Annotated in this window: 25 protein-coding genes; 10 read left to right on the top strand and 15 right to left on the bottom strand. The window is 74.8% G+C overall.

Features of this window, described 5'->3' with window-relative positions; translation table 11 throughout:
- Window positions 1-90: 90 nt before the first annotated feature.
- Complete coding sequence (locus UXQ13_RS21680; protein WP_225235266.1) at window positions 91-1,401, bottom strand: MFS transporter; 1,311 nt, start codon at window positions 1,399-1,401, stop codon at window positions 91-93.
- 187 nt (window positions 1,402-1,588) lie between these two features.
- Here UXQ13_RS21680 and UXQ13_RS21675 point away from each other — a divergent pair, with 187 nt between their 5' ends.
- Window positions 1,589-2,533, top strand: a complete 945-nt coding sequence (locus UXQ13_RS21675) for a hypothetical protein (RefSeq protein ID WP_336392942.1) — start codon at window positions 1,589-1,591, stop codon at window positions 2,531-2,533.
- A gap of 11 nt (window positions 2,534-2,544) precedes the next feature.
- On the opposite strand, the gene UXQ13_RS21670 is transcribed toward UXQ13_RS21675, so the two are convergent.
- The 6 genes from UXQ13_RS21670 to UXQ13_RS21645 form a co-directional block, all read right to left on the bottom strand.
- Window positions 2,545-2,889 carry a hypothetical protein gene (locus UXQ13_RS21670; RefSeq protein ID WP_336392941.1) on the bottom strand — a complete coding sequence of 115 codons (345 nt, stop codon included), beginning with the start codon at window positions 2,887-2,889 and terminating at the stop codon, window positions 2,545-2,547.
- Window positions 2,886-3,854 carry a siderophore-interacting protein gene (locus tag UXQ13_RS21665; protein WP_225235263.1) on the bottom strand — a complete coding sequence of 323 codons (969 nt, stop codon included), beginning with the start codon at window positions 3,852-3,854 and terminating at the stop codon, window positions 2,886-2,888. The genes UXQ13_RS21670 and UXQ13_RS21665 overlap by 4 nt, the downstream gene beginning before the upstream one ends.
- Before the next feature lie 208 nt (window positions 3,855-4,062).
- Complete coding sequence (locus tag UXQ13_RS21660; protein WP_225235262.1) at window positions 4,063-4,245, bottom strand: hypothetical protein; 183 nt, start codon at window positions 4,243-4,245, stop codon at window positions 4,063-4,065.
- Complete coding sequence (locus tag UXQ13_RS21655; RefSeq protein ID WP_336392940.1) at window positions 4,242-7,826, bottom strand: TM0106 family RecB-like putative nuclease; 3,585 nt, start codon at window positions 7,824-7,826, stop codon at window positions 4,242-4,244. Before UXQ13_RS21655 ends, UXQ13_RS21660 begins: the two co-directional genes overlap by 4 nt.
- A 75-nt stretch (window positions 7,827-7,901) precedes the next feature.
- Window positions 7,902-9,125: an acetyl-CoA C-acetyltransferase gene (locus UXQ13_RS21650; RefSeq protein ID WP_225235260.1), complete on the bottom strand. Its 1,224-nt coding sequence runs from the start codon at window positions 9,123-9,125 to the stop codon at window positions 7,902-7,904.
- A gap of 27 nt (window positions 9,126-9,152) precedes the next feature.
- Window positions 9,153-9,491, bottom strand: coding sequence for an LppU/SCO3897 family protein (locus UXQ13_RS21645; protein WP_225235259.1), 339 nt, complete (start codon window positions 9,489-9,491; stop codon window positions 9,153-9,155).
- 169 nt (window positions 9,492-9,660) lie between these two features.
- Between UXQ13_RS21645 and UXQ13_RS21640 the strand changes: the two genes are divergently transcribed.
- Window positions 9,661-10,554: an SDR family oxidoreductase gene (locus UXQ13_RS21640; protein ID WP_225235258.1), complete on the top strand. Its 894-nt coding sequence runs from the start codon at window positions 9,661-9,663 to the stop codon at window positions 10,552-10,554.
- Window positions 10,551-12,332 (top strand): glycoside hydrolase family 15 protein, encoded by a 1,782-nt coding sequence (locus UXQ13_RS21635; RefSeq protein ID WP_225235257.1) that lies wholly within the window; start codon window positions 10,551-10,553, stop codon window positions 12,330-12,332. The genes UXQ13_RS21640 and UXQ13_RS21635 overlap by 4 nt, the downstream gene beginning before the upstream one ends.
- A gap of 59 nt (window positions 12,333-12,391) precedes the next feature.
- On the opposite strand, the gene UXQ13_RS21630 is transcribed toward UXQ13_RS21635, so the two are convergent.
- The 4 genes from UXQ13_RS21630 to UXQ13_RS21615 form a co-directional block, all read right to left on the bottom strand.
- Window positions 12,392-13,000: an LppU/SCO3897 family protein gene (locus UXQ13_RS21630; protein ID WP_225235256.1), complete on the bottom strand. Its 609-nt coding sequence runs from the start codon at window positions 12,998-13,000 to the stop codon at window positions 12,392-12,394.
- Between the two features lie 203 nt (window positions 13,001-13,203).
- Window positions 13,204-13,989, bottom strand: coding sequence for an ABC transporter permease (locus UXQ13_RS21625; protein ID WP_225235255.1), 786 nt, complete (start codon window positions 13,987-13,989; stop codon window positions 13,204-13,206).
- Window positions 13,989-14,792: an ABC transporter permease gene (locus UXQ13_RS21620; RefSeq protein WP_225235254.1), complete on the bottom strand. Its 804-nt coding sequence runs from the start codon at window positions 14,790-14,792 to the stop codon at window positions 13,989-13,991. Before UXQ13_RS21620 ends, UXQ13_RS21625 begins: the two co-directional genes overlap by 1 nt.
- Window positions 14,789-15,769, bottom strand: coding sequence for an ABC transporter ATP-binding protein (locus UXQ13_RS21615; RefSeq protein ID WP_336392939.1), 981 nt, complete (start codon window positions 15,767-15,769; stop codon window positions 14,789-14,791). The genes UXQ13_RS21620 and UXQ13_RS21615 overlap by 4 nt, the downstream gene beginning before the upstream one ends.
- A gap of 62 nt (window positions 15,770-15,831) precedes the next feature.
- Between UXQ13_RS21615 and UXQ13_RS21610 the strand changes: the two genes are divergently transcribed.
- Genes UXQ13_RS21610 through UXQ13_RS21600 form a run of 3 tightly spaced genes read left to right on the top strand, consistent with a single transcriptional unit; the run spans window position 15,832 to window position 16,527 of the window.
- Window positions 15,832-16,080, top strand: a complete 249-nt coding sequence (locus UXQ13_RS21610) for a hypothetical protein (protein ID WP_225235252.1) — start codon at window positions 15,832-15,834, stop codon at window positions 16,078-16,080.
- 9 nt (window positions 16,081-16,089) lie between these two features.
- Window positions 16,090-16,236, top strand: coding sequence for a hypothetical protein (locus UXQ13_RS21605; RefSeq protein ID WP_225235251.1), 147 nt, complete (start codon window positions 16,090-16,092; stop codon window positions 16,234-16,236).
- Between the two features lie 9 nt (window positions 16,237-16,245).
- Window positions 16,246-16,527 carry a DUF427 domain-containing protein gene (locus tag UXQ13_RS21600; protein WP_225235250.1) on the top strand — a complete coding sequence of 94 codons (282 nt, stop codon included), beginning with the start codon at window positions 16,246-16,248 and terminating at the stop codon, window positions 16,525-16,527.
- On the opposite strand, the gene UXQ13_RS21595 is transcribed toward UXQ13_RS21600, so the two are convergent.
- A complete protein-coding gene (locus tag UXQ13_RS21595; protein ID WP_225235249.1) occupies window positions 16,528-17,298 on the bottom strand; it encodes a hypothetical protein in 771 nt (256 codons plus the stop codon).
- A gap of 173 nt (window positions 17,299-17,471) precedes the next feature.
- On the opposite strand from UXQ13_RS21595, the gene UXQ13_RS21590 reads away from it, so the two are divergent.
- Complete coding sequence (locus tag UXQ13_RS21590; protein WP_225235248.1) at window positions 17,472-18,635, top strand: RtcB family protein; 1,164 nt, start codon at window positions 17,472-17,474, stop codon at window positions 18,633-18,635.
- Between the two features lie 52 nt (window positions 18,636-18,687).
- Here the strand turns inward: UXQ13_RS21590 and UXQ13_RS21585 are convergent, their stop codons facing one another.
- The gene (locus UXQ13_RS21585; protein WP_225235247.1) at window positions 18,688-19,656 is read right to left on the bottom strand and encodes a coiled-coil domain-containing protein; all 969 of its coding nucleotides are present in this window, start codon (window positions 19,654-19,656) and stop codon (window positions 18,688-18,690) included.
- Window positions 19,657-19,829: 173 nt separating this feature from the next.
- Between UXQ13_RS21585 and UXQ13_RS21580 the strand changes: the two genes are divergently transcribed.
- Entirely contained in the window at window positions 19,830-20,066 is a 237-nt protein-coding gene (locus UXQ13_RS21580) for a hypothetical protein (protein ID WP_225235246.1), read from the top strand.
- 17 nt (window positions 20,067-20,083) lie between these two features.
- Here UXQ13_RS21580 and UXQ13_RS21575 read toward each other — a convergent pair whose 3' ends face one another.
- Both UXQ13_RS21575 and UXQ13_RS21570 read right to left on the bottom strand, forming a co-directional pair.
- Window positions 20,084-21,073, bottom strand: a complete 990-nt coding sequence (locus tag UXQ13_RS21575; protein ID WP_225235245.1) for an LLM class flavin-dependent oxidoreductase — start codon at window positions 21,071-21,073, stop codon at window positions 20,084-20,086.
- A gap of 84 nt (window positions 21,074-21,157) precedes the next feature.
- Window positions 21,158-21,595 (bottom strand): hypothetical protein, encoded by a 438-nt coding sequence (locus UXQ13_RS21570; protein ID WP_225235244.1) that lies wholly within the window; start codon window positions 21,593-21,595, stop codon window positions 21,158-21,160.
- Between the two features lie 33 nt (window positions 21,596-21,628).
- On the opposite strand from UXQ13_RS21570, the gene UXQ13_RS21565 reads away from it, so the two are divergent.
- The gene (locus tag UXQ13_RS21565) at window positions 21,629-22,069 is read left to right on the top strand and encodes an SRPBCC family protein (RefSeq protein WP_225235243.1); all 441 of its coding nucleotides are present in this window, start codon (window positions 21,629-21,631) and stop codon (window positions 22,067-22,069) included.
- 19 nt (window positions 22,070-22,088) lie between these two features.
- Complete coding sequence (locus UXQ13_RS21560) at window positions 22,089-23,609, top strand: class I adenylate-forming enzyme family protein (RefSeq protein ID WP_225235242.1); 1,521 nt, start codon at window positions 22,089-22,091, stop codon at window positions 23,607-23,609.
- The last annotated feature ends 76 nt before the right edge of the window (window positions 23,610-23,685 follow it).

Below are 23,685 nucleotides of genomic sequence, written 5' to 3'. Positions count from 1 at the left end.
CGCCGGGCGGGGTGTCGGCGGATTCCCGGGGGTGTCCGGGGAACGCGATCCCCGGACACCCCCAGGGATCCGCGGACACCCCGGACGGGGTCAGGCGACGGCGAGGATCCGGAGGTCGCCGGCGGCACGGTGCACCGGCGCCAGGTCCAGCCGGGAGAGATCCAGGGGCGGCAGGGCCGGCACCCGCACCCGGTCGCCGTCCAGGAGGGCGACCAGCACCGCGGCGACGACGGCGAGCAGCGCGACCGTGCCCAGCGCGACCGGCAGCCCGGCGTGCGTGGCCAGGAACCCGATCGCCGGCGGACCGCCGAGCAGGCCGGTGTAGCCGACCGTCGTCGAGGTGGCGATGCCCCGGGAGCCGCCGAGCGCGCCGGCTCGGGCCACGGCCAGCGGGAACACGTTGGCCAGGCCCAGCCCGACCACGCCGAAGCCGGCCAGCGCGACCGGCACCGACGACGTCGTCACCGCCAGCAGCGCCCCGGCGGCGGCCAGCAGCGTGCCGCCGACCAGCAGCCGGCGCTCGCCGAGCCGGGCCACCAGCGCACCGCCGGCCAGCCGGCCGCAGGCCATCGTCAGCGCGAACCCGGCGTAGCCGGCGGCGGCCAGCCCGGAGGTGGCGCCGAGGTCCTCGCGCAGGTGCAGGGCACCCCAGTCGGTCAGCGCGCCCTCGCCGTAGGCGGTGGCGCCGGCGATGCAGCCCAGCACCACCAGCGCCGCGGTCGGGCTGCGCCGCGGCACCTGGGCCGCAACCGGGACCGGCTGCACGACGGCGGCGTCGGCACCGACCAGGGTCGGCACCAGGACGGCGGTGAGCAGCAGCCCGGCGCCGGCCACGACCACCAGGTGCGCCGGGACGTCGAGCACCGTGGCCGCGACACCGCCGAGCAGGGCGCCGCCCAGCCCGCCGAAGCTGAACGCGGCGTGCAGACCGGACAGCAGCGGACGCCCGGCCCGCGCCTCGACCTGGACGCCGACGCTGTTGGCGGCCACGTTGACCATGCCGGTGGCCGCGCCGAAGGCCAGCAGCGCGGCGCACAGCTGCGGCACCGACGTCGCCAGGCCGGGCAGCACCGCCGCGGCGCAGACCGCGACGGCGGCCACCGCGGCGACCAGACCGGGGCCCAGCCGGGCGGCGAGCGCCCCGGTCAGCTGCATGCAGGCCAGGGCGCCGAGGGACAGGCAGAGCAGTGCGGCGCCGAGGGCGGTGTGGTCGGCGCCGACCTGGGCGCTGACGTCGGGGACCCGGGCGGCCCAGGTGCCGAAGACGAACCCGTCCAGGGCGAACAGGGCGGCGACGGCGGCCCGGAGCCGGCCGAGGGAGGGCTGCGGAGCGCGGCCGGTGGCGCCGCGGACGAACCGGCCGACCGGTTCGCGGGCACGCAGGAAGAAGGGTGCGGACACGGGGGGACCTCGCAGAGGAGTGGGGGCGCGGGTGGCGGGGATGGGCACACGACCTCGGGCGCTGGTCTCCACGGTGCCAGCCGAGCCTGTCCCTGTCCTGCGAAACGCCCAGGTCGGAGCCGTGATGGTCCGCACGTGACCCGGCCCACCGGTTGCCGCGGGCGAGCGCAGGACCCAGGGTCGGTCCATGACCGGGTCCTTCTCACGGGGGTTGGCCGCCGGTGCGGCCGGCACCACCGTCCTCAACGCCGTCACCTACCTCGACATGGCCGTGCGCGGTCGCGCCGCCAGCAGCACGCCCGACCAGACCGTCGACGCCCTCGCCGACGCCACCGGTCAGCAGATCCCGGGCAAGCGCAGCGTGCGGGACAACCGCCGCACCGCCCTGGGCGCACTGGCCGGCATCGGCAACGGCGTGGCCGTCGGCGTGCTCGCCAGCCTCGCCCGTAGCTCCGGCGTCCGGCTGCCCTCGGCCGTCGGCGCCGTCGCGACGGGTGCGGCCGCGATGGCGCTCACCGACGGGACGACGACGGCGCTGGGCGTCGGCGACCCCCGCGACTGGACCGGCCGGGACTGGGTGTCCGACGCCGTCCCGCACCTGGCCTACGGCGCCGCGGTGCAGGCCGTCGTCGAGGCCATCCCCGTGACCGGGGACCAGGCGCGGCGGAAGGCGTCGGGCGGGCTGACCGTGCGCTCGCTGCTGCTGGGCGTGGCCACCGGCTGCCGCAGCTCCCTGGGCATGGGCGCCCCGGCGCTGACCAACCCGGCCGGCGGCGCCGTCCGGAAGATCGGCGCGCTGTCCGCGATCGGCGGTGAGCTGTACGCCGACAAGCTGGCGGCGGCCCCGGAGCGGACCAGCGCCCAGGGCCTGCCGCTGCGGTTCGCCTCGGCGGCGGCCGGTGCCGGTGCGCTGTCCGCGCGGCAGGACATGAACGCCGCCGTGCCGATCCTGGCCGGTCTCGTCGGTGCGGCCGCCGGGTCGTTCGGTGGCCTGGGCTGGCGGCGCTGGGCCGGCGCGCGGGTGCCGGACTGGCAGGCCGCCGTGATCGAGGACGGCGTCGCCCTCGCCCTGGCGCTGGCCGCCACGCTCCCCGGCCGCACCCGTCCCCGCCCGGTCCTCACCTCCGTCTGACCGCGGGGACCTCAGGCGAGGGCGTCCAACCGGTCGAGCAGCCAGCCGGGGCCGTGCACGGTGGCCCCGGCCGGCAGCCGGGCGCGCAGGCCGCGGTCGGCGGTGACCACCACCAGCGGGCCGGGCAGCCCGGCGGCCTCGGCCACGAGGGCGTCGTCGCCGCTGCCGGTCGCCCGGACCAGCCGGACGCCGGGCACCTCCGCGACGTCGCGCGCCCGGCCCTCCACCACCGCGACCACCTCGTCGTCGAGCAGTGCGAGGCGGTCTAGCAGCCGAGAGGTCGCGCCTGCCCGGTCCCGCCACCAGCCGTCGGGCCGGGAACCGACCACGTTCGCGACGTCGACCAGCAGGTTCACCCCAGGGCTCGGGCGCCGACCCGCCAGTAGCCCATGAACGCCACCGCGTCGCGGGGCACGCCCAGGTCGCGGACCAGCCGGCGGCGCAGCTGCTTGACCACTGCGGCCTCCCCGGCGAGCCAGGCGTAGCAGCTGGTGTGCGCGCCGGCCTCGGGCACCTCCCACACCATCGCGTCGCCGTCGGCGGCGGACTCCGCGGCCTCCGGGTCGGCGCCCGGCGTGTCCCGGGCGATGCCGAGCTCGCGCAGCGCGGAGTGCACGGCGGCCTCCATCAGCTCGCCGCGCGGGCGGCCGCCGCGGGCCAGCCACCGGACGTCCACGCCGGGCGGCAGCTGCAGCTGCAGGAAGTCCGCGGCCTCGGGCACCTCCAGCACGGCGACCACCCGCTGGTCCCCCGGCAGCGCCTCCACGATCGCGGCGATGGCCGGCACGGCGGTCTCGTCACCGGCCAGGAAGATGGTGTCGGCCTCGACGGGGGGCGCCCACTCCACGCCCCACATGCGGCCGGTGCCGGGGCGGTCGGGGCCCAGGAAGACCATCTCGTCGCCGGGCACCGCCTGCGCGGCCCACGCCGCGGCCGGGCCGGCGCCCTCGCCGGGGGTGCCGTCGGCGCCGATCCCGTGCAGCACCACGTCGACGTCCAGCTCGGCCTGCGCACCCGGTCCGGCGGCGGGCCGGAACGCCCGCACCGTGTAGGTGCGCATGTGCGGCCGGGCCTCGTCGGGCATCGCGCACCAGGCCGGGTACCAGTCCGGGCCGGTGATGGCCAGCAGCTCGTCGAAGGGCCGGCCGGGCTGGGCGATGAGCAGCTTGAACCGCTGGTCGGCCCCGCCGAGGCCGAAGCCGTCGAGGTCGGGGCCGGTGAACGTCACCCGCAGGAAGCTCGGCGACAGCCGCTCGCTGCGCGCCAGGGTGGTGCGGAAGAACCGGTAGACCGGCTGCAGGGTCTCGGTGGCCGTGGTCATGCTCGCTCCCCAGGTCGACGTCTGGTGAGGCTAGCCTAACCATGGCGGTGGTCCAGGGGGTGAACCGCATCGGAGGGACACTCCGAACCCCGAGTGCTGCCGGACCACGAGATCGGTGGCGGGACCTCTGTGGGGGGTCCGGTGATCGGCGACCGGTGGTCTCTCCCGCCGGTCGCCGCTCACCTCCCGCGAGGGGTGAGCGGCTGGATCAGGAGCCGGCCGAGGCCCCGGTCAGCTCGCGGGCCCCGCGGACGGCGTCGCGCAGTGCGCGGGCGGAGGCCAGCCGGCGGGCGCCGGTGCGAGTGCGTCCCGAGTCGCGCCGGGCCTCGTGCGCCTCGTGGGCGAGCTGGCGGGCGGCGACCACCGAGGCCGGCTCGTTCTGCTTCGTCATGATCCGCCCACCCCCTGTGCCCGTTCGCCGTGACCTGTCGGCGAACCGTGACGAGAACCTATCGGCAGAGATGGACTCGGCACCAGAGATGTGTCCACTTCGTGACCGACCGTGGTCACATCTGTCCCTTCACCCACCCGTGGTGCCGCTCCGTGACGACCGATGGCGTGCTCGACGAGCCGGCAGAGGCCGTTCACCAGCCTCAGCTGCTCCGGCGTGTGCACCGGCGAGGTGAGCAGTGCGGGGCTGCCGACCAGGTAGGCCACCGTCTTGGCCCGGGACAGCGCGACGTTCAGCCGGTGCCGGTCGAGCAGGAAGTCCAGCCGCCGCGGCACGTGCGCCCCGCTGGAGGCGGCCAGGCTGAACACCGAGACGGCGGCCTCCCGGCCCTGGAACTTGTCCACCGTGCCGACCTCCACCTGACCGAGGCCCGCCGCGGCCATCGCCGAGCGGATCCGGTTGACCTGGGCGTTGTAGGGGGTCACCACCAGCACGTCGCCCTGCCCGACCACCCGGTCGCCGCCCGGGTCGCGCCAGGCCCGGCCGAGCAGGTCGGCGACCAGCTCCACCACCACCGCGGCCTCCTCGCCGGAGGCCGACCCGTTGCCCTCGTGCACCACCGGGACCCAGCCGATCCCCGCGGGGGCGGCCCACCGGGCGGGGAGGTCGATCCGGTTGCCGGCGGTGGTGGGCGCCGGCCGCAGCTGCCCGTCGTAGGACAGCTCGGACACCACCCCGCACAGCGCCGGCGCCATCCGCCACGACCGGTCCAGGAACACCCCGCGGTCGGCGGGCAGCACGTCGTCGGCGCCGATCACGTGCTGGAGCGCGGAGACGTCGGCGCCGTCGGGGTGGATGCCCCGGCCGGGCTGGCGCAGCTGCTGCGGGTCGCCCAGCAGCACCAGGTTCGCCGCGCAGCGGGAGACCGCGAGGGTGTCGGCCAGGGACAGCTGCCCCGCCTCGTCGACGACCAGCACGTCGAGCCGGGCCGCCAGGTCGGGCCGGGTGAGCAGCCAGGTGCTGCCGGCCACCACGTCCACCTCGCCGGCGTCCAGCAGGTCCACGACCGTGGCGTTGTCGTCGGTGCCCAGGACCGCCGGCGACGCGCACCGCTGCCCGGCCGGTGCCTTCTGCACCGCGCGCAGCGGCACCCCAGCCTCGCCGGCCGCCCGCAGCACGCCGTCGAGCAGGTTGCCGACGACCTTGTGGCTGTTGGCGGTGATGGCCACCCGCCGCCCGGCCGCCACCAGGTCGAGCACCGCCCGGGCCCCGGCGTAGGTCTTGCCCGCCCCGGGCGGGCCCTGCACGGCCAGCACGCCGCCGTCCAGCGCGGCCACGAGCCGGCGGGTGCGGTCGGCCGCCGTCTCGCCGGCCAGCTGCAGCGGGGTGCCCGGCCGCAACCGGGGCGGCCGACGGGCGAGCAGGTCGGCGGCCGCGGTGGGCACCTCCGGACCGGCCAGCCCGCCGTCGGCCACCGCGGTGCCCAGCGCCAGCAGCGCCGCCTGCTGGTTCCGGGCGGCGATCGGCCCCCGGGGCAGCAGGCCCTCGGCGTGGTCACCGGCGCGGTCCACCGGGCGGGACAGCACCAGCTCGCCGGTCGCGCCGTCCAGGGCGACCACCTCGGCGATGACCGTGCGGCCGTCGGCGCCCGGCGGCCCCTGCTCGACCTTCTGCCCCGGCGCCAGCTTGGTCTCCTGCGGCGGGAACCGGTGGGCCACGTGCACCCGGCCCTCGGCGACCCCCAGCAGGACCGGCGCCTCCAGCGCCCCGAGGGCCGCCGTCTCCCGCTCGAGCTCGGCCGGGGTCAGGTCGCGGATCCGGAAGTGCTCCCACCACTCCGACCGGGACTCCCGGGCGTGCCAGCCCAGCTGCTGGGCCAGCAGCCAGACCGCCTGCTGCTCGGCGGACCGGTCGGCCGGCTGCTCGGGCACCCCGGCCAGCAGCCGCTGCACCAGGGCCTCCCGGGCCGCCTCGGCGGCCACCGCGGCCGGGCTGGGGTCGGGGTCGGCGTCGACCGGGCGGCCCAGCGGGACCCCGGCGGCGACCAGCTCGGCCCGGCGTCCCTCCAGCCAGTCCAGCAGCTGCCGGGTGGAGACGCAGTCGTCCCGGTTGTAGTCCTCGATCTCGTCCAGCAGGCGTTGCTCGCCGGTCTGCTGCCACTGCTCGAAGGCGATGATGCTGGCCCCGGCGTCGGAGACCGCCTCGCCGACCGGGCGGGTGTGCCCGCGGTAGAAGTCCTCGACCTTCTTGATCGAGTAGGACTCCTTGCTGATCTGCAGGCCCTGCCGCACCACCGCGTAGAGGTCGACGAGGGCACCGCCGCGCAGCAGCCGGTCGACCGCGGCCTGGCGGCTGCCGAACCGGGCCGACAAGGCCTTGAGGCGGGCCGGCTCGTAGGGCGCGTAGTGGTAGACGTGCGCGTCGGGGTCGGCGGCCAGCACGGCGGTGAGGTGGTCGACCAGCTGCTCGAACCCGCCCTGCTCCTCGGCGGCGGTGCAGCCCCAGAAGGAGCGGTACTCCCCGGCCCGGTCGAGGACGCCCCACAGGTACTCCAGGCCGTGGTCGCCGGAGAACGGGTCGCCCTCGATGTCGAAGAAGACGTCGCCGCTGCTGGGCGGGGGCAGCAGCTCGAACCCGCGGCCAGGCACCCGGGGCAGGAAGTCGTAGCCGGGGACGCCGGTGACCCGCTCGGCGTGCTGCAGGGTCGCCTGCCGGGCGATCCGCTCGCGCGAGGTGCGGCCGATGGTGTCGGGCAGGTCGTCGGGCCCGCGGCCGGCCAGCTCGGTGAGCGTGCCGATCCCCGCCGCCACCAGCGCCCCGGCGTGGTCCCGACGCAGGAAGGCCACCCGGGACAGGTGGTCCTCGGCGGCCCACCGCTGGGTGCAGGTCTCGCGCCAGGGGCAGACCCCGCAGTGCGCGTTCGGGTAGGGCGGCGCCAGGGCGAGGTCGTCCAGCCGCGCCAGGAACCGCTCCTCCGCCGCCCGGGCATAGGCCTCCGCGTCGGCGTACCGGAACACCAGCTCCTGCTGGTCGCCGGTGACCACCGTCAGCAGCTCGGGCGGCACGCCCTGCAGCCCGGTCAGGAGCCGGCCGTAGAGCGCCATCTGCAGGATCGCCGGCACCTTGATCCGCCGGGCCAGCTTGGTGTCGGCGACGTCGTAGGACCAGGACCCCAGCGCCCCGGGCCGGTCCGGCCGCTTGAGCAGGAAGTCCGCGTGCCCGCGCCAGGTCACCCCAGCGGCCCGGCTGCCGTAGAAGGTGGCCTGGTGCACGACGTCCGCACCGGCCTGCATCGCCGCGAGCGTCTCGGCCTGCGCGCGGTGCAGGGCGGCCGGGTCGCGGCCGCTCCCGGGCTGGGCGATCACGACCACCGACAGGCCGCGGTCGCGCAGCCGCTGCACGTGCCGCGCCTCGTGGGCGATGCCGTGGTCGGCCACCAGCCGGGACATCGGGTCGACCGCGGTGGGCCGCGGGCGGTCGCCGCGGGCGACCTCGCGGGACAGGCGGGTCAGGTGCTCGCACGCCAGGAAGCCGGTGAGGTCACCGGCGCTGACCACCAGCCCGCCGTCGGACTCGTACACCCGCCACCTCCCGGCTCCGCCCCGGAGCCGGGGACGCCGTCACCGTAGGACGGGGCACCGACAGGACCGGTGCGGTCAGCCCACCCGCTCGAACACCGCAGCGAGGCCCTGGCCGCCGCCGATGCACATCGTCTCCAGGCCGTACCGGCCCTCGCGGCGCTTGAGCTCGTGGGCCAGCGTGGCCAGGATCCGGGCGCCGGTGGCGCCCACCGGGTGGCCCAGCGAGATCCCGGAGCCGTTGACGTTCACCCGGTCCCGGTCGCCCTCCCCCAGCTCCCAGGCGGCGAGGCAGGCCAGCACCTGGCTGGCGAACGCCTCGTTGAGCTCGATCAGGTCCATGTCGGCCAGGGTCAGCCCGGTGCGGGCCAGCGCGGCCGCGACCGCCGGCACCGGTCCGATGCCCATGGTCTCCGGCGGCACCCCGGCCACCGCCCACCCGCGCAGCGCCAGGAAGGGCTCCCAGCCGCGCCGGTCGGCCTCGGCCCGGGTGGTCACCACGCACATCGCAGCGCCGTCGTTCTGCCCCGACGCGTTGCCCGCGGTCACCGTGGCCGCCGGGTCGACGGCGGCCATCACCGGCCGCAGCGCGGCGAGGTCGGCCATCGTGGTCTGCGGGCGCGGGTGCTCGTCCTCGGTGACCGTCCGCGCCGGCACCTTGCGGGTGCCGGGCACCTCGACGCCGACGACCTCGTCGGCGAACCGGCCCTCGGCGATCGCGGCACCGGCCCGCTGCTGGGAGCGCAGCGCCCAGGCGTCCTGGGAGAGCCGGTCGACGTCGTGCTCGCGGCGCACGTTCTCCGCCGTCTCGAGCATGCCGCCGGGCACCGGGTGGTGGATGCCGCCGGCGGTCTCCCGGGCGCGGGCGAGGCGGTCGTGCAGCATCGTGCCGTCGCCCTTGACGCCGGTCCGCAGGCCCAGCGCGTAGTGCTCGACCTGGCTCATCGACTCCACGCCGCCGGCCACGACGACCGTGCCGGCGCCCGTGGCGACCTGCATGCTCGCGTAGATGACCGCCTGCAGGCCCGACCCGCAGCGCCGGTCGATCTGCAGCCCGGGCACCCCGACCCCGAGGCCGGCGTCCAGCGCGGCGATCCGGCCGATCGCCGGCGCCTCGCCGTTGGGGTAGCACTGGCCCAGGACGACGTCGTCGACCTCGCCCTCCTGCAGCCCCGTCCGGGCGACGACCTCGCGCAGCACCGTCGCGGCCAGCGAGGTGGCGGTCAGCCCGGCGAAGACACCGCCGAACCGGCCGACCGGGGTGCGCAGCGGGGAGCAGATGACGACGTCGTCGAGGCCCATGCGGCCAACTCTGCCAGCCGCAGCCGCTCAGGCGGCGACGAGGCAGAGCACCCGGGCGGGCTCGGCCGAGAGGCCGCCCTCGGAGTAGCTGGCCGTGGTCCGCGAGAAGGCGGCCAGGCAGGCCGGTTGGGAGTCCACCGGCGGGACGTCGTCCAGCACCCCGATCACCTGGAAGGCCGCGCCCGGGTCGTCGCAGTCGACGACCACCACCTCCTGGTCGGCACCGGCGGCCACGCAGTCGCCCACCGCGGGCCCCGACCCGCGGCCCAGCAGGAACAGCCCGGCCACGCACGCGGCGATCACCACCACCGCGACCGGCACCAGCACCCGGACGAACCGGGGGGACGACGGGCCGGGCGCGCTCACGGGGACCCTCCGGGGTGGGACGACGGGCCCCCGACGGTAGGCGGCCGACGTGCGCCGGACCACCTCACCCGGACCGGTTGAGACCGCCCCCACCAGGGCAAGGACCGTTTGGTCGTTCAGCCACCAGCGACCTCCGTGCAGCCACCGCACCACCGGAGGGACCGAGCCCGTGACCGACCAGTACACCTTCACCAACCCCGTCGACCAGTACCGCACCGACGGCTACCCCGAGCAGGGCATCGCCGAGCCGGGCCTGGAGTCCGAGCTCGAGGTCCGCGCCGACCACGGCGAGCAGACCTACCGCGGCACCGGCCGGCTGGCCGGCCGCAAGGCGCTGGTCACCGGCGCCGACTCCGGCATCGGCCGGGCCGCGGCCATCGCCTACGCCCGCGAGGGCGCCGACGTCGTCCTGAACTACCTGCCCGAGGAGCAGTCCGACGCCGAGGACGTGGCCCAGCTGGTCCGCGACGCCGGCCGCAAGGCCGTGCTCGCCCCGGCCGACCTGTCCGTGGAGTCCGAGGCCCGGCAGCTCGTCCGCACCGCCGTCGAGGAGCTCGGCGGACTGGACGCCCTGGTGCTGGTCGCGGGCAAGCAGGTCTGGGTCGACGACCTGGCCGACCTGACCAGCGAGCAGTTCGACGCCACCTTCAAGACCAACGTCTACTCGGTCTTCTGGGTCGTGCAGGAGGCCGTGCCGCACCTGCCGGCCGGCTCCACGATCGTCACCACGAGCTCCATCCAGGCCTACTCCCCCGCCCCCGGGCTGGTCGACTACGCGACCACCAAGGCCGCGATCAACACGATCAGCAAGGCGCTTGCCCAGCAGCTCGCTTCCAAGGGCATCCGGGTCAACATCGTGGCCCCGGGCCCGTTCTGGACGCCGCTGCAGGCCTCGGGCGGCCAGCCGCCGGAGAACCTGCCCGAGTTCGGCAAGGAGACCCCGCTGGGCCGGGCCGGCCAGCCGGCCGAGCTCGCCGGCGCCTACGTCTACCTGGCGTCGGCGGAGTCGGGCTACACCGTGGGCGAGACGCTGAACGTGAACGGCGGCATGCCCACCCCGTGAGCGAGACCTTCCGTGACGCCAGCGGGTACGCCGACCTGCGCAGCTACGCCGCCGTCGGCGACGGCCGGACCGTGGCCCTGGTGGCCCGGGACGGCCGCATCGACTGGCTGCCGCTGCCGACGATGGACGGCCCGCCGGTGTTCGCGGCGCTCCTGGATGCCGAGAACGGCGGTTGCATCGAGCTGTGCCCGGTGGAGCCGTTCACGACGACCCGGGAGTACGTGGCGCACACCAACGTGCTGACCACGACCTTCTCCACCGCCAGCGGCAGCGTGCGGGTGACCGATGCGCTCAACACCGGCGTGGCCGGTCGGCTGCCGTGGTCGGAGCTGGGGCGGCGGGTCGAGGGCCTGTCCGGGACGGTGGCGATGCGCGCCGCCGTCCGGCCCGGCACCTGCCTGAACACCGTGTCGCCGTGGGTGCACCGGACCACCCACGGCCCGGTGCTGCGGGTCGACGGGCTCACCCTCGCGGTGCGCACCCTCGGCGCGGACGCCGTCGAGGTCGGCGACCAGCGGATCGACATCACCTACACGACCACCCCGGGGTCGCGGGCGCTGCTGGGCCTGGTCGCCACCGAGCGCGAGCCGCTGTTCCTGGCCGACCCCGAGGACGTCGACGCCGGCATCGACCGCACCGTGGCCAACTGGCGGGCCTGGTCGGAGGAGTTCCACTGGACCGGCGACTTCGAGGCCGCCGTCCGGCGCAGTGCCCTGGCGCTCAAGCTGCTCATCCACTCCCCCAGCGGCGCGATGGTCGCCGCGGCCACCACCTCCCTGCCCGAGGACCTCGCCGGCGGCAAGAACTGGGACTACCGCTTCGCCTGGGTGCGCGACTCCGCCTACGCCCTGACCGCGCTGTACCGGTTCGGGCTGCGCGAGGAGACGCACGGGGCGGTGAGCTGGCTGCTGGGCACCATCCGCCGGCACGGCCCCGAGCCCCGGGTCTGCTACACCCTGGACGGCGGGCTGACCGAGGGTGTGCACGAGCCCGACGTCCCCGGCTGGCGCGGCGTCGGCCCGGTCCAGGTGGGCAACGCCGCGGCCGACCAGCTGCAGCTGGGCGTCTACGGCGACCTGTTCTCGATCGTGGCGCTGGGCGTGGAGAACGGCAACGTCCTGGACGCCGACACCGGCCGGGTGCTGGCCCAGATCGCCGACACCGCGTGCGACCGGTGGCAGCAGAGGGACGCCGGCATGTGGGAGCTGCACGACCCGCAGCACTACACGACGTCGAAGCTGGGCTGCTGGCAGGCGCTGACCAAGGCCGTCGAGCTGGCCGAGGCCGGTCAGATCCCGGGCGACCCGGCGCGCTGGCGGGCCGAGGCCGGCCGGATCCGCACCTGGGTCGAGGAGAACGCCTGGGACGCCGAGCGGGGCGCCTACCTCTGGTACCCCGGCAGCGACGGGCTGGACTGCTCGATCCTGCTGCACGCCATCAGCGGCTTCGACCGCGGCGAGCGGATGAGCTCCACGTTGGACGCGCTGCGCCGGGAGCTGGGCGCCGGGCCGCACCTCTACCGGTACACCGGCATGGCCGCCGAGGAGGGCGTCTTCCTGGCCTGCTCCTACTGGATGGTGTCGGCCCTGCAGCTGTGCGGCCGCGGCACCGAGGCCCGGTCGCTGATGGCCGAGCTCGAGGGGGCGGCGAACGACGTCGGCATGCTCGCCGAGATGCTCGACCCCGCCGACGGGGCCTTCCTGGGCAACCTGCCCCAGGCGCTGTCCCACCTCGCGCTGGTCAACGCGGCGATCACCCTCGACGAGCACCAGGCCTGAGACGACACCACCCCCGGAGCCGCGTGGGCTCCGGGGGTGGTGTCGGGTGGTGCAGGAGGTCAGATGGTCTCCGCGCAGAAGACCTGGCCCTCGTCGCCGGAGGAGCCGTACCAGAGCGAGACACCGTCGGTGATGTTCGACTCGGTGGCCGCCGCCTGGCAGGTGTCCGGGTCGGCGTAGAACTCCGACTCGGTCATGTCGTCGTCGGTGCCGAAGACGCGGTACTCGGCGTCGTCGGAGTCGCAGTCGACGACCTCGTAGCCGCTGTCGTCGCTGGCCTTGACGCAGTCGCCGACCTCGGGGGCGCTGCCGCCGAGGAAGCTGCGGACCAGGACGCCGACCACGATCAGCGCCACGACACCGGCGATGATCGGGACGAGGCGGGCCACCGCGCTCTTCTTCTTCGGCTGCTCGGGCTGGCCGGGGGCGCCCCACGGCTGCTGGCCGGGCTGGCCGGGCTGGCCGAACTGCTGCGGCTGACCCGGCTGGCCGAACTGCTGGCCCTGCTGACCGGGCTGACCCGGTGCGCCGAACTGCTGCGGCTGGCCGAACTGCTGGGGCTGGTCACCGGGGGTCTGGCCGGGGCCCTGCGGACCGGACGGCGGCTGCTGCCCCCAACCCTGTCCGGGGGTCTGCGGCTGGTCGCCTGAGCCGGGCGGCGTGGTCACGGGTGTCCTCCAAGGGTTCGACGGGCCTGGAGATCATCCCTGCCGGACTGCCCAGTCCGCACACCGGGGGCGCACAGCCTCACCCGTCCGCGGGAACCGCGGCGACCCGCGGGGAGCACGGGGCCCGAGGTCACCGGGCAGTCATCGGGTCGCGTCACGGCGCGACCCGATGACCATGGGGTGACCCGTTGCGGGGCACCGACTCAGGCCGAGGCCCCGCTGTAGGCGCGCAGGCCGACCGACCACACCCACCGGGTCAGCGCGACCAGCCCGACGGTGAACGCCGCGGCGCCCAGGAGCAGCCAGACCGAGAGCCGACCGGTCAGCGCCTGGGCCGGCACGGTGATCGCGAAGGCCAGCGGCACCAGGAAGGTGAACCCGATCCGCAGCCAGCCCGGGTAGATCGTCACCGGCCACCGGCCCGCCTGGTACATCCCGGACAGCAGCTCGACCAGCGAGTCGGTGCGCACCACCCAGAAGGCCGCCGTCGTCAGCAGCAACCAGAACGCCCACAGGACGACGACCCCCAGGGCCAGGGCGACCACGAACCCCAGGACGGCGAGCAGCCCCGGGCGGGTGTCCAACCGGCTGAGCGCGAACCCGACGATGCCGGCGCCGACCAGCACGTCCACGGACTGCCACAGCTCGATCCGCCGGATGCTGACCAGCAGCATGGAGTCCGCGGGCTTGGTCAGCACGAAGTCCAGCGTGCCGTGCTGGACGTCGTCCATCAGCTGGTTCATGGCCGGCTGCACCACGCTGCGCAGCACCCCGCCCATCAGCACGTAGACGCCCATCACCACCAGCAGCTCGTCGCCGGACCAGCCGCCGAGGGAGTCGGTGTGGCTGAAGACCAGCGCCAGCACCGCCAGGGAGGTGCCGACCGCGACCAGCGACTGCAGCACGCTGAACACGACGTTGGACCGGTACTGCAGCTCGGTCTGCACCCCGATCCGCAGGAAGGTGCCGACCAGCCGGAGGGACTCCATCAGTTCCCCACCGCCGAGTAGCGCCGAACGCCGAACCGCCAGACGACGGCGACCATCGCCGTGCCCGCCAGCACCCAGGCGCCCTGCGCGGCCAGCCCGCCCCAGAGCTCGGCGGTCGTGAGGTCCCCGGCGAGCACCTCGATCGGGTAGCCGAACGTGTAGCGGAACGGCAGCCAGTCCGCCGCGGTCGCCGCCCAGGCCGGCAGCAGCACCAGGGGCAGCAACCGGCCCGACAGCAGCAGCTCGGCGGTGAAGTACAGCTCGTAGAGGGCGCTGACCCGCGTCGTCCAGAAGGTCACCATGCCCAGCACCCACAGCAGCATCGACCGGATCAGGTAGGCGCCCCAGATCGCCACCAGGAAGACCAGCACCTCAACCGGGCTGACGTCGAACGTCGGCCGGAACACCAGCGTCAGCACCGCCGCGATCGGCAGCCAGAGCAGGACGACGACGACCTTCCAGCCGGCGAAGTAGGCCAGGTCGTGGTGCAGCGGGTGCACGGGGCGGACCAGCATCCCGGACAGCTCGCCCTGCCGGATCCGGCCCTCCCAGCCGTAGGGGGTGAAGACGATGTTCATGTTCCGGACCAGCGTCCAGACGATGTAGTAGGCGGCGAAGTCCCCGGCGGTGATGCCCTGCACCGACCCGCCCTGGGCGTCGGCCACGGTCTGCCAGACCACCAGGTAGACCACCGGCTCGGCGATCATCCCGAGCATGAACAGGTAGTTCGTCGTCCGGTACTGCAGCTGGGTCTGCACGGCGGTGCCGGCGACCACCCGGTAGACCGACGCCAGGCCGCTCACGCCGTGCGCCCGGCGCTGAACGCCTGCTCGATGACGTCCTCGATCGGCGGGTCCTCGATGGTCAGGTCGGTGACCGCGTGCGCGGCCAGCAGCCGGCCGGCCACCGCGGAGGTCTCGGCCTTGGGCACCTGGATGCTGACCCGGCCCTCGCCCGCCTCCACCACCGCCCCGAACGCGGACAGGTCGGTGCCGGGCTCCGCCAGCTGCACGGTGATCGTCTGGTGCGGGGAGAACCGGGCGGTGAGCTGGCGCAGGCCGCCGTCGAAGAGCACCTGGCCCTTGTCGATCACCACCACCCGCTGGCACAGCGCCTGCACGTCGGCCATGTAGTGGCTGGTCAGCAGCACCGAGGCCCCGTGCCGGCGGTTGTACTCGGCGACGAACCCGCGCAGCCGCTTCTGGGCGCCGATGTCCAGGCCGATGGTGGGCTCGTCGAGGAAGAGCACCTGCGGCCGGTGCAGCAGCGCCGCGGCGACCTCGGCCTTCATCCGCTCGCCCAGCGACAGCGTGCGCACCGGCTTGCGGACGAGGTCGCCGATCTCCAGCAGCTCGACCAGCTCGTCGCGGGCCCGCCGGAACTCCGGCTCCGGGATCCGGTACACCGCCCGGTTGAGCTCGAAGCTGTCCAGCGCCGGGATGTCCCACTGCAGCTGGTTGCGGTTGCCCATGACCAGGGTGATCCGACCCAGGTAGGCCTTCTCCCGCCGGGCCGGCACGTGGCCCAGCACCGACACCTCGCCGCCGGTGGGGTGCAGCAGCCCGGAGAGCATCTTCAGCGTGGTGGTCTTGCCGGCGCCGTTGGGGCCCAGGAAGCCGACGACCTCACCGGGCGCGACGTCGAAGGACACCCCGGCGACCGCGGCCACCTCCCGGTACCGTCGGCGGACCAGGCTGCGCACGGAGGCGCCCAGCCCGGCGTCCCGCTCGGCCACCCGGAAGGTCTTGCGCAGGTCCCGGACCCGGATCGCTGGCTCCACCGGCCGACCGTAGCGACCCGCCGCAGCCCTGCCGAGCGGTTTCCGGCAGCATCGGCGCCACGATGACCGCCACCGACGACGCCGCCCCGATCTGCTCCGCGAAGGGGTGCCGGGCACCGGCCACCTCCGTGTTGGTCTGGAACAACCCGAAGATCCACACGCCGGACCGGGAGAAGACCTGGCTGGCCTGCGACGACCATCGCGAGTCCCTGTCCCAGCACCTCGCGATGCGGTCCTTCCTGCGTCGGGTCGACCCCCTCCCGGGTCACGATCCGGCCGCACCCCTGCCCTCCGGCCCCCTGGGTGCGTAGCGTCGGGGCATGGACCAGACCAAGGCACGGTCGAACGAGTCCGTCGTCTGCCCCGAGTGCGGCCAGCCGACGACCCCCCGCCAGCTCGGCGAGTGGGGGCACTGCCGCAAGTGCCGGACGGCGGATTCCCGTGCCGTCCAGCCGCTGCGCTGGTAGACCGGACGCATGACCACCGCCACCTGGAACGGCACCGTGATCGCCGAGTCCGACGACATCGTCACCGTCGAGGGCAACGCCTACTTCCCGCTCTCCTCCGTCGCCCCCGGCGTCCTGACGCCGACCGACACCACCAGCCACTGCCCGTGGAAGGGCGACGCGAGCTACTTCTCCGTCGTCGCCGACGGGCAGACCAACGCCGACGCGGCCTGGACCTACCGGGCGCCCAAGGAGGCCGCCGCGGAGATCACCGACCGCGTCGCGTTCTGGAAGGGCGTCGTCGTCAGCTGATCAGCTGACGGTCTCGCGCTGGGCGTCCACCCACACGGGTGCGGCGTCCGGCGTGAGCCCGGCGAGCTCGGCGGCCGTGGGGCCGTCGTCCACCGGTTCGGCCACCTCGCCCTGCCACGGGGAGGGCTGGTCCAGCAGCACCAGCGCGTGCTGGGCCATGGCCAGGCTCGGCGCGGCCTCGGCGATCACCGCGAGGTCGGAGTGCAGCAGCTTGTGCACCGTGCCCAGCCGGCGCAGGGCGGCGCGGCAGGAGGCCCGGTCCCCGGTCTCGGTCCAGACGAGCTGGTCCACCAGCGTGCGCTGGTCGGCCACGGCGTCGGCGAACGGGACACCGCCGGCAACCCGGTTGAGCAGGTCCAGGTGCGCCTGGTGCCGGAAGCCCGCCGGCTCGCGGCCGGCCTCGCGGGTGGTGCCCACCCAGGCCTTGTGCGCGGCCAGGCCGTGCTGGGCGAAGCGGCGCTCGGCCCGGGCGGCAAAGCGCTGGTCGCGCAGCTCCCAGGTGGCGTGGCTGTCGTCGAAGCGGAAGAAGAGCAGGGCGAACCCGCGGCGGTTGAGCTCGCGCATCCGGGTGAACGGCAGGGGGACGACGTCGGTGTCCCCGATGCAGACGTAGAGCGCGCGGTCGGTGAGGACGGCGGTGCGGGAGGTGTCCCCCGCGGGCACGTCGAGCGAGTCGCTCAGCGGCACGCAGTCGGTCACCGACACCACCGACTCGCCGTCGGCCAGCGCGGACACCAGCCGCGTCGGCGCTCGTCGTGTTCCCCAGCTCACCTCCACGTTGTCGGCCGGTCTCCGTATTTCTGTAGCCGAGGTCATCCGCGCGGGTGAGCAGGTGCCGCCGGACGGGTGGCCGGGAAAAGGAGAGGCGCCGGACGGCGACCGCGGGTTGACTCGTCCCTCGGTCGGCGCCGGCCACCCCCCATCCCCACGAACGAGGAAGGACCATGGACACGATCAACGGACGCCTGCTGAGCTGGGCGTCCATCCTGGAGGACAACACCCGGGAGCAGGCCGAGCGCACCGCGACGATGCCCTTCGTCTTCCCGCACCTGGCCCTCATGCCCGACGCCCACCTCGGGCTCGGCGCCACCGTCGGCTCGGTGATCCCGACCGACGGCGCGATCATCCCGGCCGCGGTCGGGGTCGACATCGGCTGCGGCATGGCCGCCGTCCGGACGCAGTTCACCGCGGCCGACCTCGACGGGCACGACCTGGCCGGGCTGCACGAGCAGATCAGCCGGTCGGTCCCGCTGTCGGCCGGCGGGCGGAACAAGGAGATCCGCAGCTCGGCCGAGCCGCGGATCGAGGAGCTGCGCGGCATGGCCGGGGCCGAGCAGGCCGACGCGGTGGCCAAGCACTGGCCGCAGCAGCTGGGCACCCTGGGCTCGGGCAACCACTTCATCGAGGTCTCCCTCGACGAGGCCGACCGGGTGTGGGCGTTCCTGCACTCGGGGTCCCGGGGCGTGGGCAACAAGCTGGCCCAGCGGCACATCGCCGTCGCCCGGGAGCAGTGCCGCCGGCGGTTCGTCGAGCTGCCCGACCGCGACCTCGCCTACCTGGTGGAGGGCGAGCCGGAGTTCGACGCCTACCTGGAGGCGCTGCTCTGGGCGCAGCGGTTCGCCTTCCTCAACCGCGAGGAGATGATGGACCGGGTGCTCGACCAGCTCGGCAGGTTCCTGGGCGTCGAGGTGCAGCGGCAGGAGATGGTGGCGTGCCACCACAACTACACCGCCCGCGAGCACCACTTCGGCCGGGACGTGTGGCTGTCCCGCAAGGGCGCCATCTCCGCGCGGGCCGGTGAGGCCGGCCTGATCCCGGGGTCGATGGGGGCGGCGTCCTACGTCGTGGTCGGCAAGGGCGACGTCCGGGCGCTGCACTCGGCCCCGCACGGGGCCGGCCGGTCGCACTCGCGGACGGCGGCCCGGAAGCTGTTCGACCGGGCCGACCTGGACGCCCGGATGGCCGGCGTGGCGTGGGGGCACTCGGACGCGTTCCTGGACGAGCACCCCGACGCCTACAAGCCGATCGACCAGGTGATGGCCGACGCCACCGACCTCGTCGAGGTCCGGCACACGCTGCGCCAGGTCGTGAACGTGAAGGGCAACTGAGCGAGGCCCGCACCCCGGGTGGGGTGCGGGCCTCGTCGGCGTGCGGGGTGGGTCAGCTGATGCCGACGGCCTGCTTCGCGAGGGCGGCGAGCTGGGTCTGCGCGGCGGAGACGACGGACGCGCGGTCCTTGTGGGCCTCCTCGTAGCGGATGACGGCCTCGATGTCGCCGGCGTCGGTCAGGGCCTTCACGGCCTTCACGGCGTCGGCCACGGTCAGCTCGTCGTACTTCTCCACCGGCAGCTCGGCGGCGTCGAGCGCGCCCAGCTCGGTGCGGGTCTCGTGCAGGGTCCGCGCGGTGTTGGCCGCACCCTCGGCGCGGGCCTGGGTCTCGGCCTCCTTGAGCGAGGCGTCGCGGCCCACGGCCAGCGACTCGCGGACGGCGCCGGCGAACGAGCTCGCCCGGGTGGCCGCGGCGTCGAGCTTCTGCTGCACGGAGTCGGTCGCCTGCTGCGTGGTGTCGACGACCTTGTTCACCGAGTCGGCGACGTAGCGGGCCGGGAAGGCGGCCAGCCGGGTCGCGCCGCCGGCGACGCGCTGCAGCGGGGTGGCCTTCAGCGCGGCCGGGCCACCGAGGGCGGTCTCGGCGAGGACGACGGTCAGCCACTCGACGGTGGCGGTGTGCGCGGTGACCAGGCGCTCGGCCAGGCGGGCGACGCGGGGCAGCTCGGCGGTCTCGGCGAGCACCTTCAGGTAGGTGGCGCGGTCACGCAGCTGGTGCTCCAGCGCGAGGTCGCCCAGCAGCGCCTCGTCCAGCGGGCCGGCCTGCTCGACGGTGGCCTTGACGATCGCGCCGAGGCGGCCGAGGGCGGGGGTGACGACGTCCGGGACGCCGCCGAGGTCGCGCAGCGTGCGGGTGATCGCCTCGGTGCGGGAGGCGGCGTTGTCGGCGTTCTGCAGCAGCTCGCGGCGGACGGCCTCGGTGCGGGCCTGGGCGACGCGGGTGCGGGCGACCTGCTCCTCGGTCTGCGTGAGCAGGAGGAGGGCGCGGAGCTGAGCGGTCAGGACGGTGGTGTCGGCCATGAGGACTCCCTGGGGGTCTGGACTGTGGGCCACCCCCTCACTGCCCCGTTGCTAGCCGGAGCAAGCACGTAGCTAGCGGTATGCTCCGTCACCCTGGGACGGGTGGGGCTGCTGGGGCGCGACACGTCCCCGGCTCACCGGATCCACGGCCGCCGCGGGGCACCCTGGTCGTCATGGGGTTCGTCTACGGCACAGCGCGCGCCGAGATGGTGGTCGGCTCGCTGGTCGGTGCCGCGGGCCGGCCCGCGCTGATCGGTCCGGTGCACGCGACCATCGGCAGCGCCGCCGGCGGTCGGCGCAACTCCCTGTGCGGGGCGTTCGTCACCCACGACGACGACGTGCCGTGGCCGCCGGACCCGGCCGTCCTGGGTGCGCTGTGCCCGACCTGCGCCGAGCTCGCGGAGTGGTGACCGACCCGTCCTGAGGATCAGGCGCTGACGGTCGCCATCGCGTCGGCCAGCAGGGCCACCGAGCGCAACCGCTGCTCGACCCGCGGCGAGGCGTGCCCGACGATCAGCTCGTCGGCGTCGGCGAACGCCCGGAACTCGACCAGCTGCTCGCGCACCTGGCCCGGCGTCCCGACGGCGGAGTGGGTCATCATCGAGTCGACCTGGCGCCCGGCACCGGACTCCAGCAGGAGGTCGGTCTCCTCCTCGCTGAACTGCTTGCCCCGGCCGAACAGCAGGGTGGCCCGAGCACGGCGGACCGTCTGGAACTGGGCGCGGGCGTCGTCCTCGGTGTCGGCGGCGATGACGTTCACGCCGGCGATCACGTGCGGGGCGTCGAGCTGCGCCGACGGCCGGAAGTCGCGGCGGTAGATCTCCACGGCGGCCTGCAGCGCCTGCGGGGCGAAGTGCGAGGCGTGGCCGTAGGGCAGGCCGAGCGCGGCGGCGAGCTGGGCGCCGAAGGTGGACGAGCCCAGGATGTACAGCGGCACGTTCGAGCCCTTGCCGGGGAAGGCATCGACACCGGGCACCCGGGTCTCGCCGGCCAGGTAGGCCTGCAGCTCCTGCACGTCCTGCGGGAACCGGTCGCTGGAGCGCGGGTCGGTGCGCATCGCGTACATCGTGTTCTGGTCCGAACCGGGAGCCCGGCCCAGGCCCAGGTCGATCCGGCCCGGGTACATGGCCTCGAGGGTGCCGAACTGCTCGGCGATCACCAGCGGCGAGTGGTTGGGGAGCATCACGCCGCCCGAGCCCAGCCGGATGGTCGAGGTGTTCGCCCCGACGTGGCTGATCAGCACGCTGGTCGCCGAGGAGGCGATGGCGGACATGTTGTGGTGCTCGGCGTACCAGACCCGGGTGTACCCGTGCTCCTCCGCGGCCTGGGCCAGCGCGACGCTGTGCGCGATCGACTGGCCGACGGACTCACCCGGGGCGACGGGGGCGAGGTCCAGGACGGAGAGCGGGAACGACATGGGGAGTGCCTCTCTGGTCGGAGCGCGGAGCCTTCCGGCTCCTCATGGGGCAACGCCCGGGGGCCGCCGGCATTCCCCGGGCGCTCAGCTGGGCCGGCGGCCGGCCAGGTCGCGGGCGGTCGCGGCGGCGCCGGCGTCCAGACCACCGGTGCCGCTGGTGCGGTGCAGCCGGAACTGGTCCTCGATCCACTGCTGGTGGGCGTCCCAGGCCAGGCCGGGGTCGCCGTCCAGCGCGGTGGCGATGTCGCTCCAGCCGGCGCCCTCGCGGAGCGCGGCGTGCATGCCCAGGTGCCGGCTGTCGTGCGCCTTGCGGTAGACGACCTCCCCCAGGGCCAGCAGCTCCAGCGCCTCGTGCCGGTCCAGCCGGGTGCCGGTGTTGCGCAGGTCGGCGAGGAAGTCGTCGGCGTCGTCGGGCGCCGTGGCCTCCACCACCCCGGCGTCGCGCCGGGAGAGGAAGTCGATGCGGTTGGCGGCCACCTGCAGGGTGACCTCGTCCTCGAGCTCGCGGGGCGTGATGGTCATGCCGACAGCCTCCCGCACTCCTAGGTTGGCTGCATGGGCTCCCGCACCGCATCCGGCTCGACCGTCGTCGCCGCGCCCCCGGCGGAGGTGTTCGCGGTGGTCGCCGACCCGCGCCGGCACGCCGAGATCGACGGCTCGGGCACCCTGCGGGGCGTCGTGGACGCTCCCGACCGGCTCGAGCTCGGCTCCCGGTTCTCGATGGCGATGCAGATGGGCGTCCGGTACACCGTCACCAACCGGGTGGTGGAGTTCGAGCCCGACCGGCGGATCGGCTGGCGGCACATCGGGCTGCACCGCTGGCGCTACGACCTGGAACCGGCGGGCACCGTCACCCGGGTCACCGAGACCTGGGACGGCACCCGCTACCCCGCCGCGGCCTTCCTGGTGGTGCGCGCGATGGGGTTCCCGGGGCGGGCCGAGCGCGGCATCCAGGGCACCCTGCAGCAGCTCGAGGAGCGCTTCGGCCGCGGGTGACCCGTGCCACACTGCGGGCGTGATCGAGAGCCCGTTCGACCGCACCGGCGTCGTCCGCGGCACCGACGGCGTGCAGCGCTACACCGGCCTGCCGCAGAACCTGGTGACGATGCTCCGCCGCTCGGTGGAGGAGCACCCCGACCGCGTCGCCGTCATCGAGCTCGGCGGCCGGTCGCTGACCTACGCGCAGCTGTGGGACGCCGCCGCCCGGGTCGCCGGCGGGCTGCGCGACCTCGGAGTCGCACCCGGCGACCGGGTGGCCAACCACCTGCCCAACGGGGTCGACTGGGTGCTGACCCTGTGGGGCACGCTGCTGGCCGGCGCCGTCACCGTGCCGGTGAACACCCGGTTCGCCGCGCCCGAGGTCGACCACGTGGTCCGCGACTCCGGCTCGGCCGTCGTCGTCGCACCCGGGACGCCGCTGCCCGACGGCGAGCCGCTCACCCGCACCGGTGCCGGGCACACAGACCTGGCCGGGATCTTCTACACCAGCGGGACGACGGGTGCGCCCAAGGGCGCGACCACCACGCACGAGGCGTTCCTGTCCAACGTCGAGACCTGCATCCGCTGCCTGGCCCTCCCCCGCGACGAGCCGCTGAGCACCTTGATCTCGGTGCCGCTGTTCCACGTCACCGGCTGCAACTCCCAGCTGCTGGTGCTCACCGCGCTGGCCGGCACGTCGGTGGTCATGCCGGTGTTCGAGGTCGGCGCCTTCCTGGCCGCGGTCGGCGAGCACCGCATCTCCGTGCTGACGACCGTCCCGGCGATCTACTGGCTGGCGCTGAGCGCACCGGGGTTCGCCGCAGTGGACACGTCGTCGGTCCGGTCGCTGTCCTACGGCGGTGCGCCGATCGCCCCGGACCTGGTGCACCGGATCCAGGCCGCGTTCCCGACCGCCCGGGTGGGCAACGGGTTCGGGCTCAGCGAGACCGCGTCGGTGTCGACCTACCTGCCGCACGAGCTCGCCGCCGACCACGCCGACTCGGTCGGCTTCCCGGCCCCGGTGGTCGACGTGGCCGTCGCCGACCCCGACCCGGTCAGCGGGGTCGGCGAGCTGCTGGTCCGCGGACCCAACGTGGGCACCGGGTACTGGGGCAACCCGGCGGCCACCGCCGCGGCGTTCGTCGACGGGTGGCTGCACACCGGCGACCTCGCCCGGGTCGACGAGCACGGGCTCACCTACGTCGTCGACCGCGCCAAGGACATGATCAACCGCGGCGGGGAGAACGTGTACTGCGTCCAGGTGGAGAACGCCCTGGCCGCGCACCCGGCCGTCGGCGAGGTCGCGGTGGTCGGGGTGCCCGACCCGGTGCTCGGGGAGAAGGTGGGCGCCGTCGTCGTCCCACGGCCGGGCACCGCCCCGACCGCCGCCGAGCTGCGGGCGCACGCCGCGACCCTGCTGGCCGACTTCGAGGTGCCGCAGTTCGTGGTGGTCCGCGACGAGCCGCTGCCGCGGAACGCCGGCGGCAAGGTGCTCAAGCCCCAGCTGCGCACCGGCACGACCTGGCCGGCGGAGAGCCCGCTGCGCGACCGGTCGTGAGGCGCCGATCACACGGCGGGTCCTAGATGAGTAAGTCCGAATGACACGGGTGTGATTTCAGGGCGGAGGGTGCTGG

The sequence above is a fragment of the Klenkia terrae genome (assembly GCF_037083865.1).
In the GTDB taxonomy this organism is placed as follows: domain Bacteria; phylum Actinomycetota; class Actinomycetes; order Mycobacteriales; family Geodermatophilaceae; genus Klenkia; species Klenkia terrae.
Note: the sequence above shows the minus strand (reverse complement) of the source record. Positions and strands in the feature narration are given on the sequence as shown.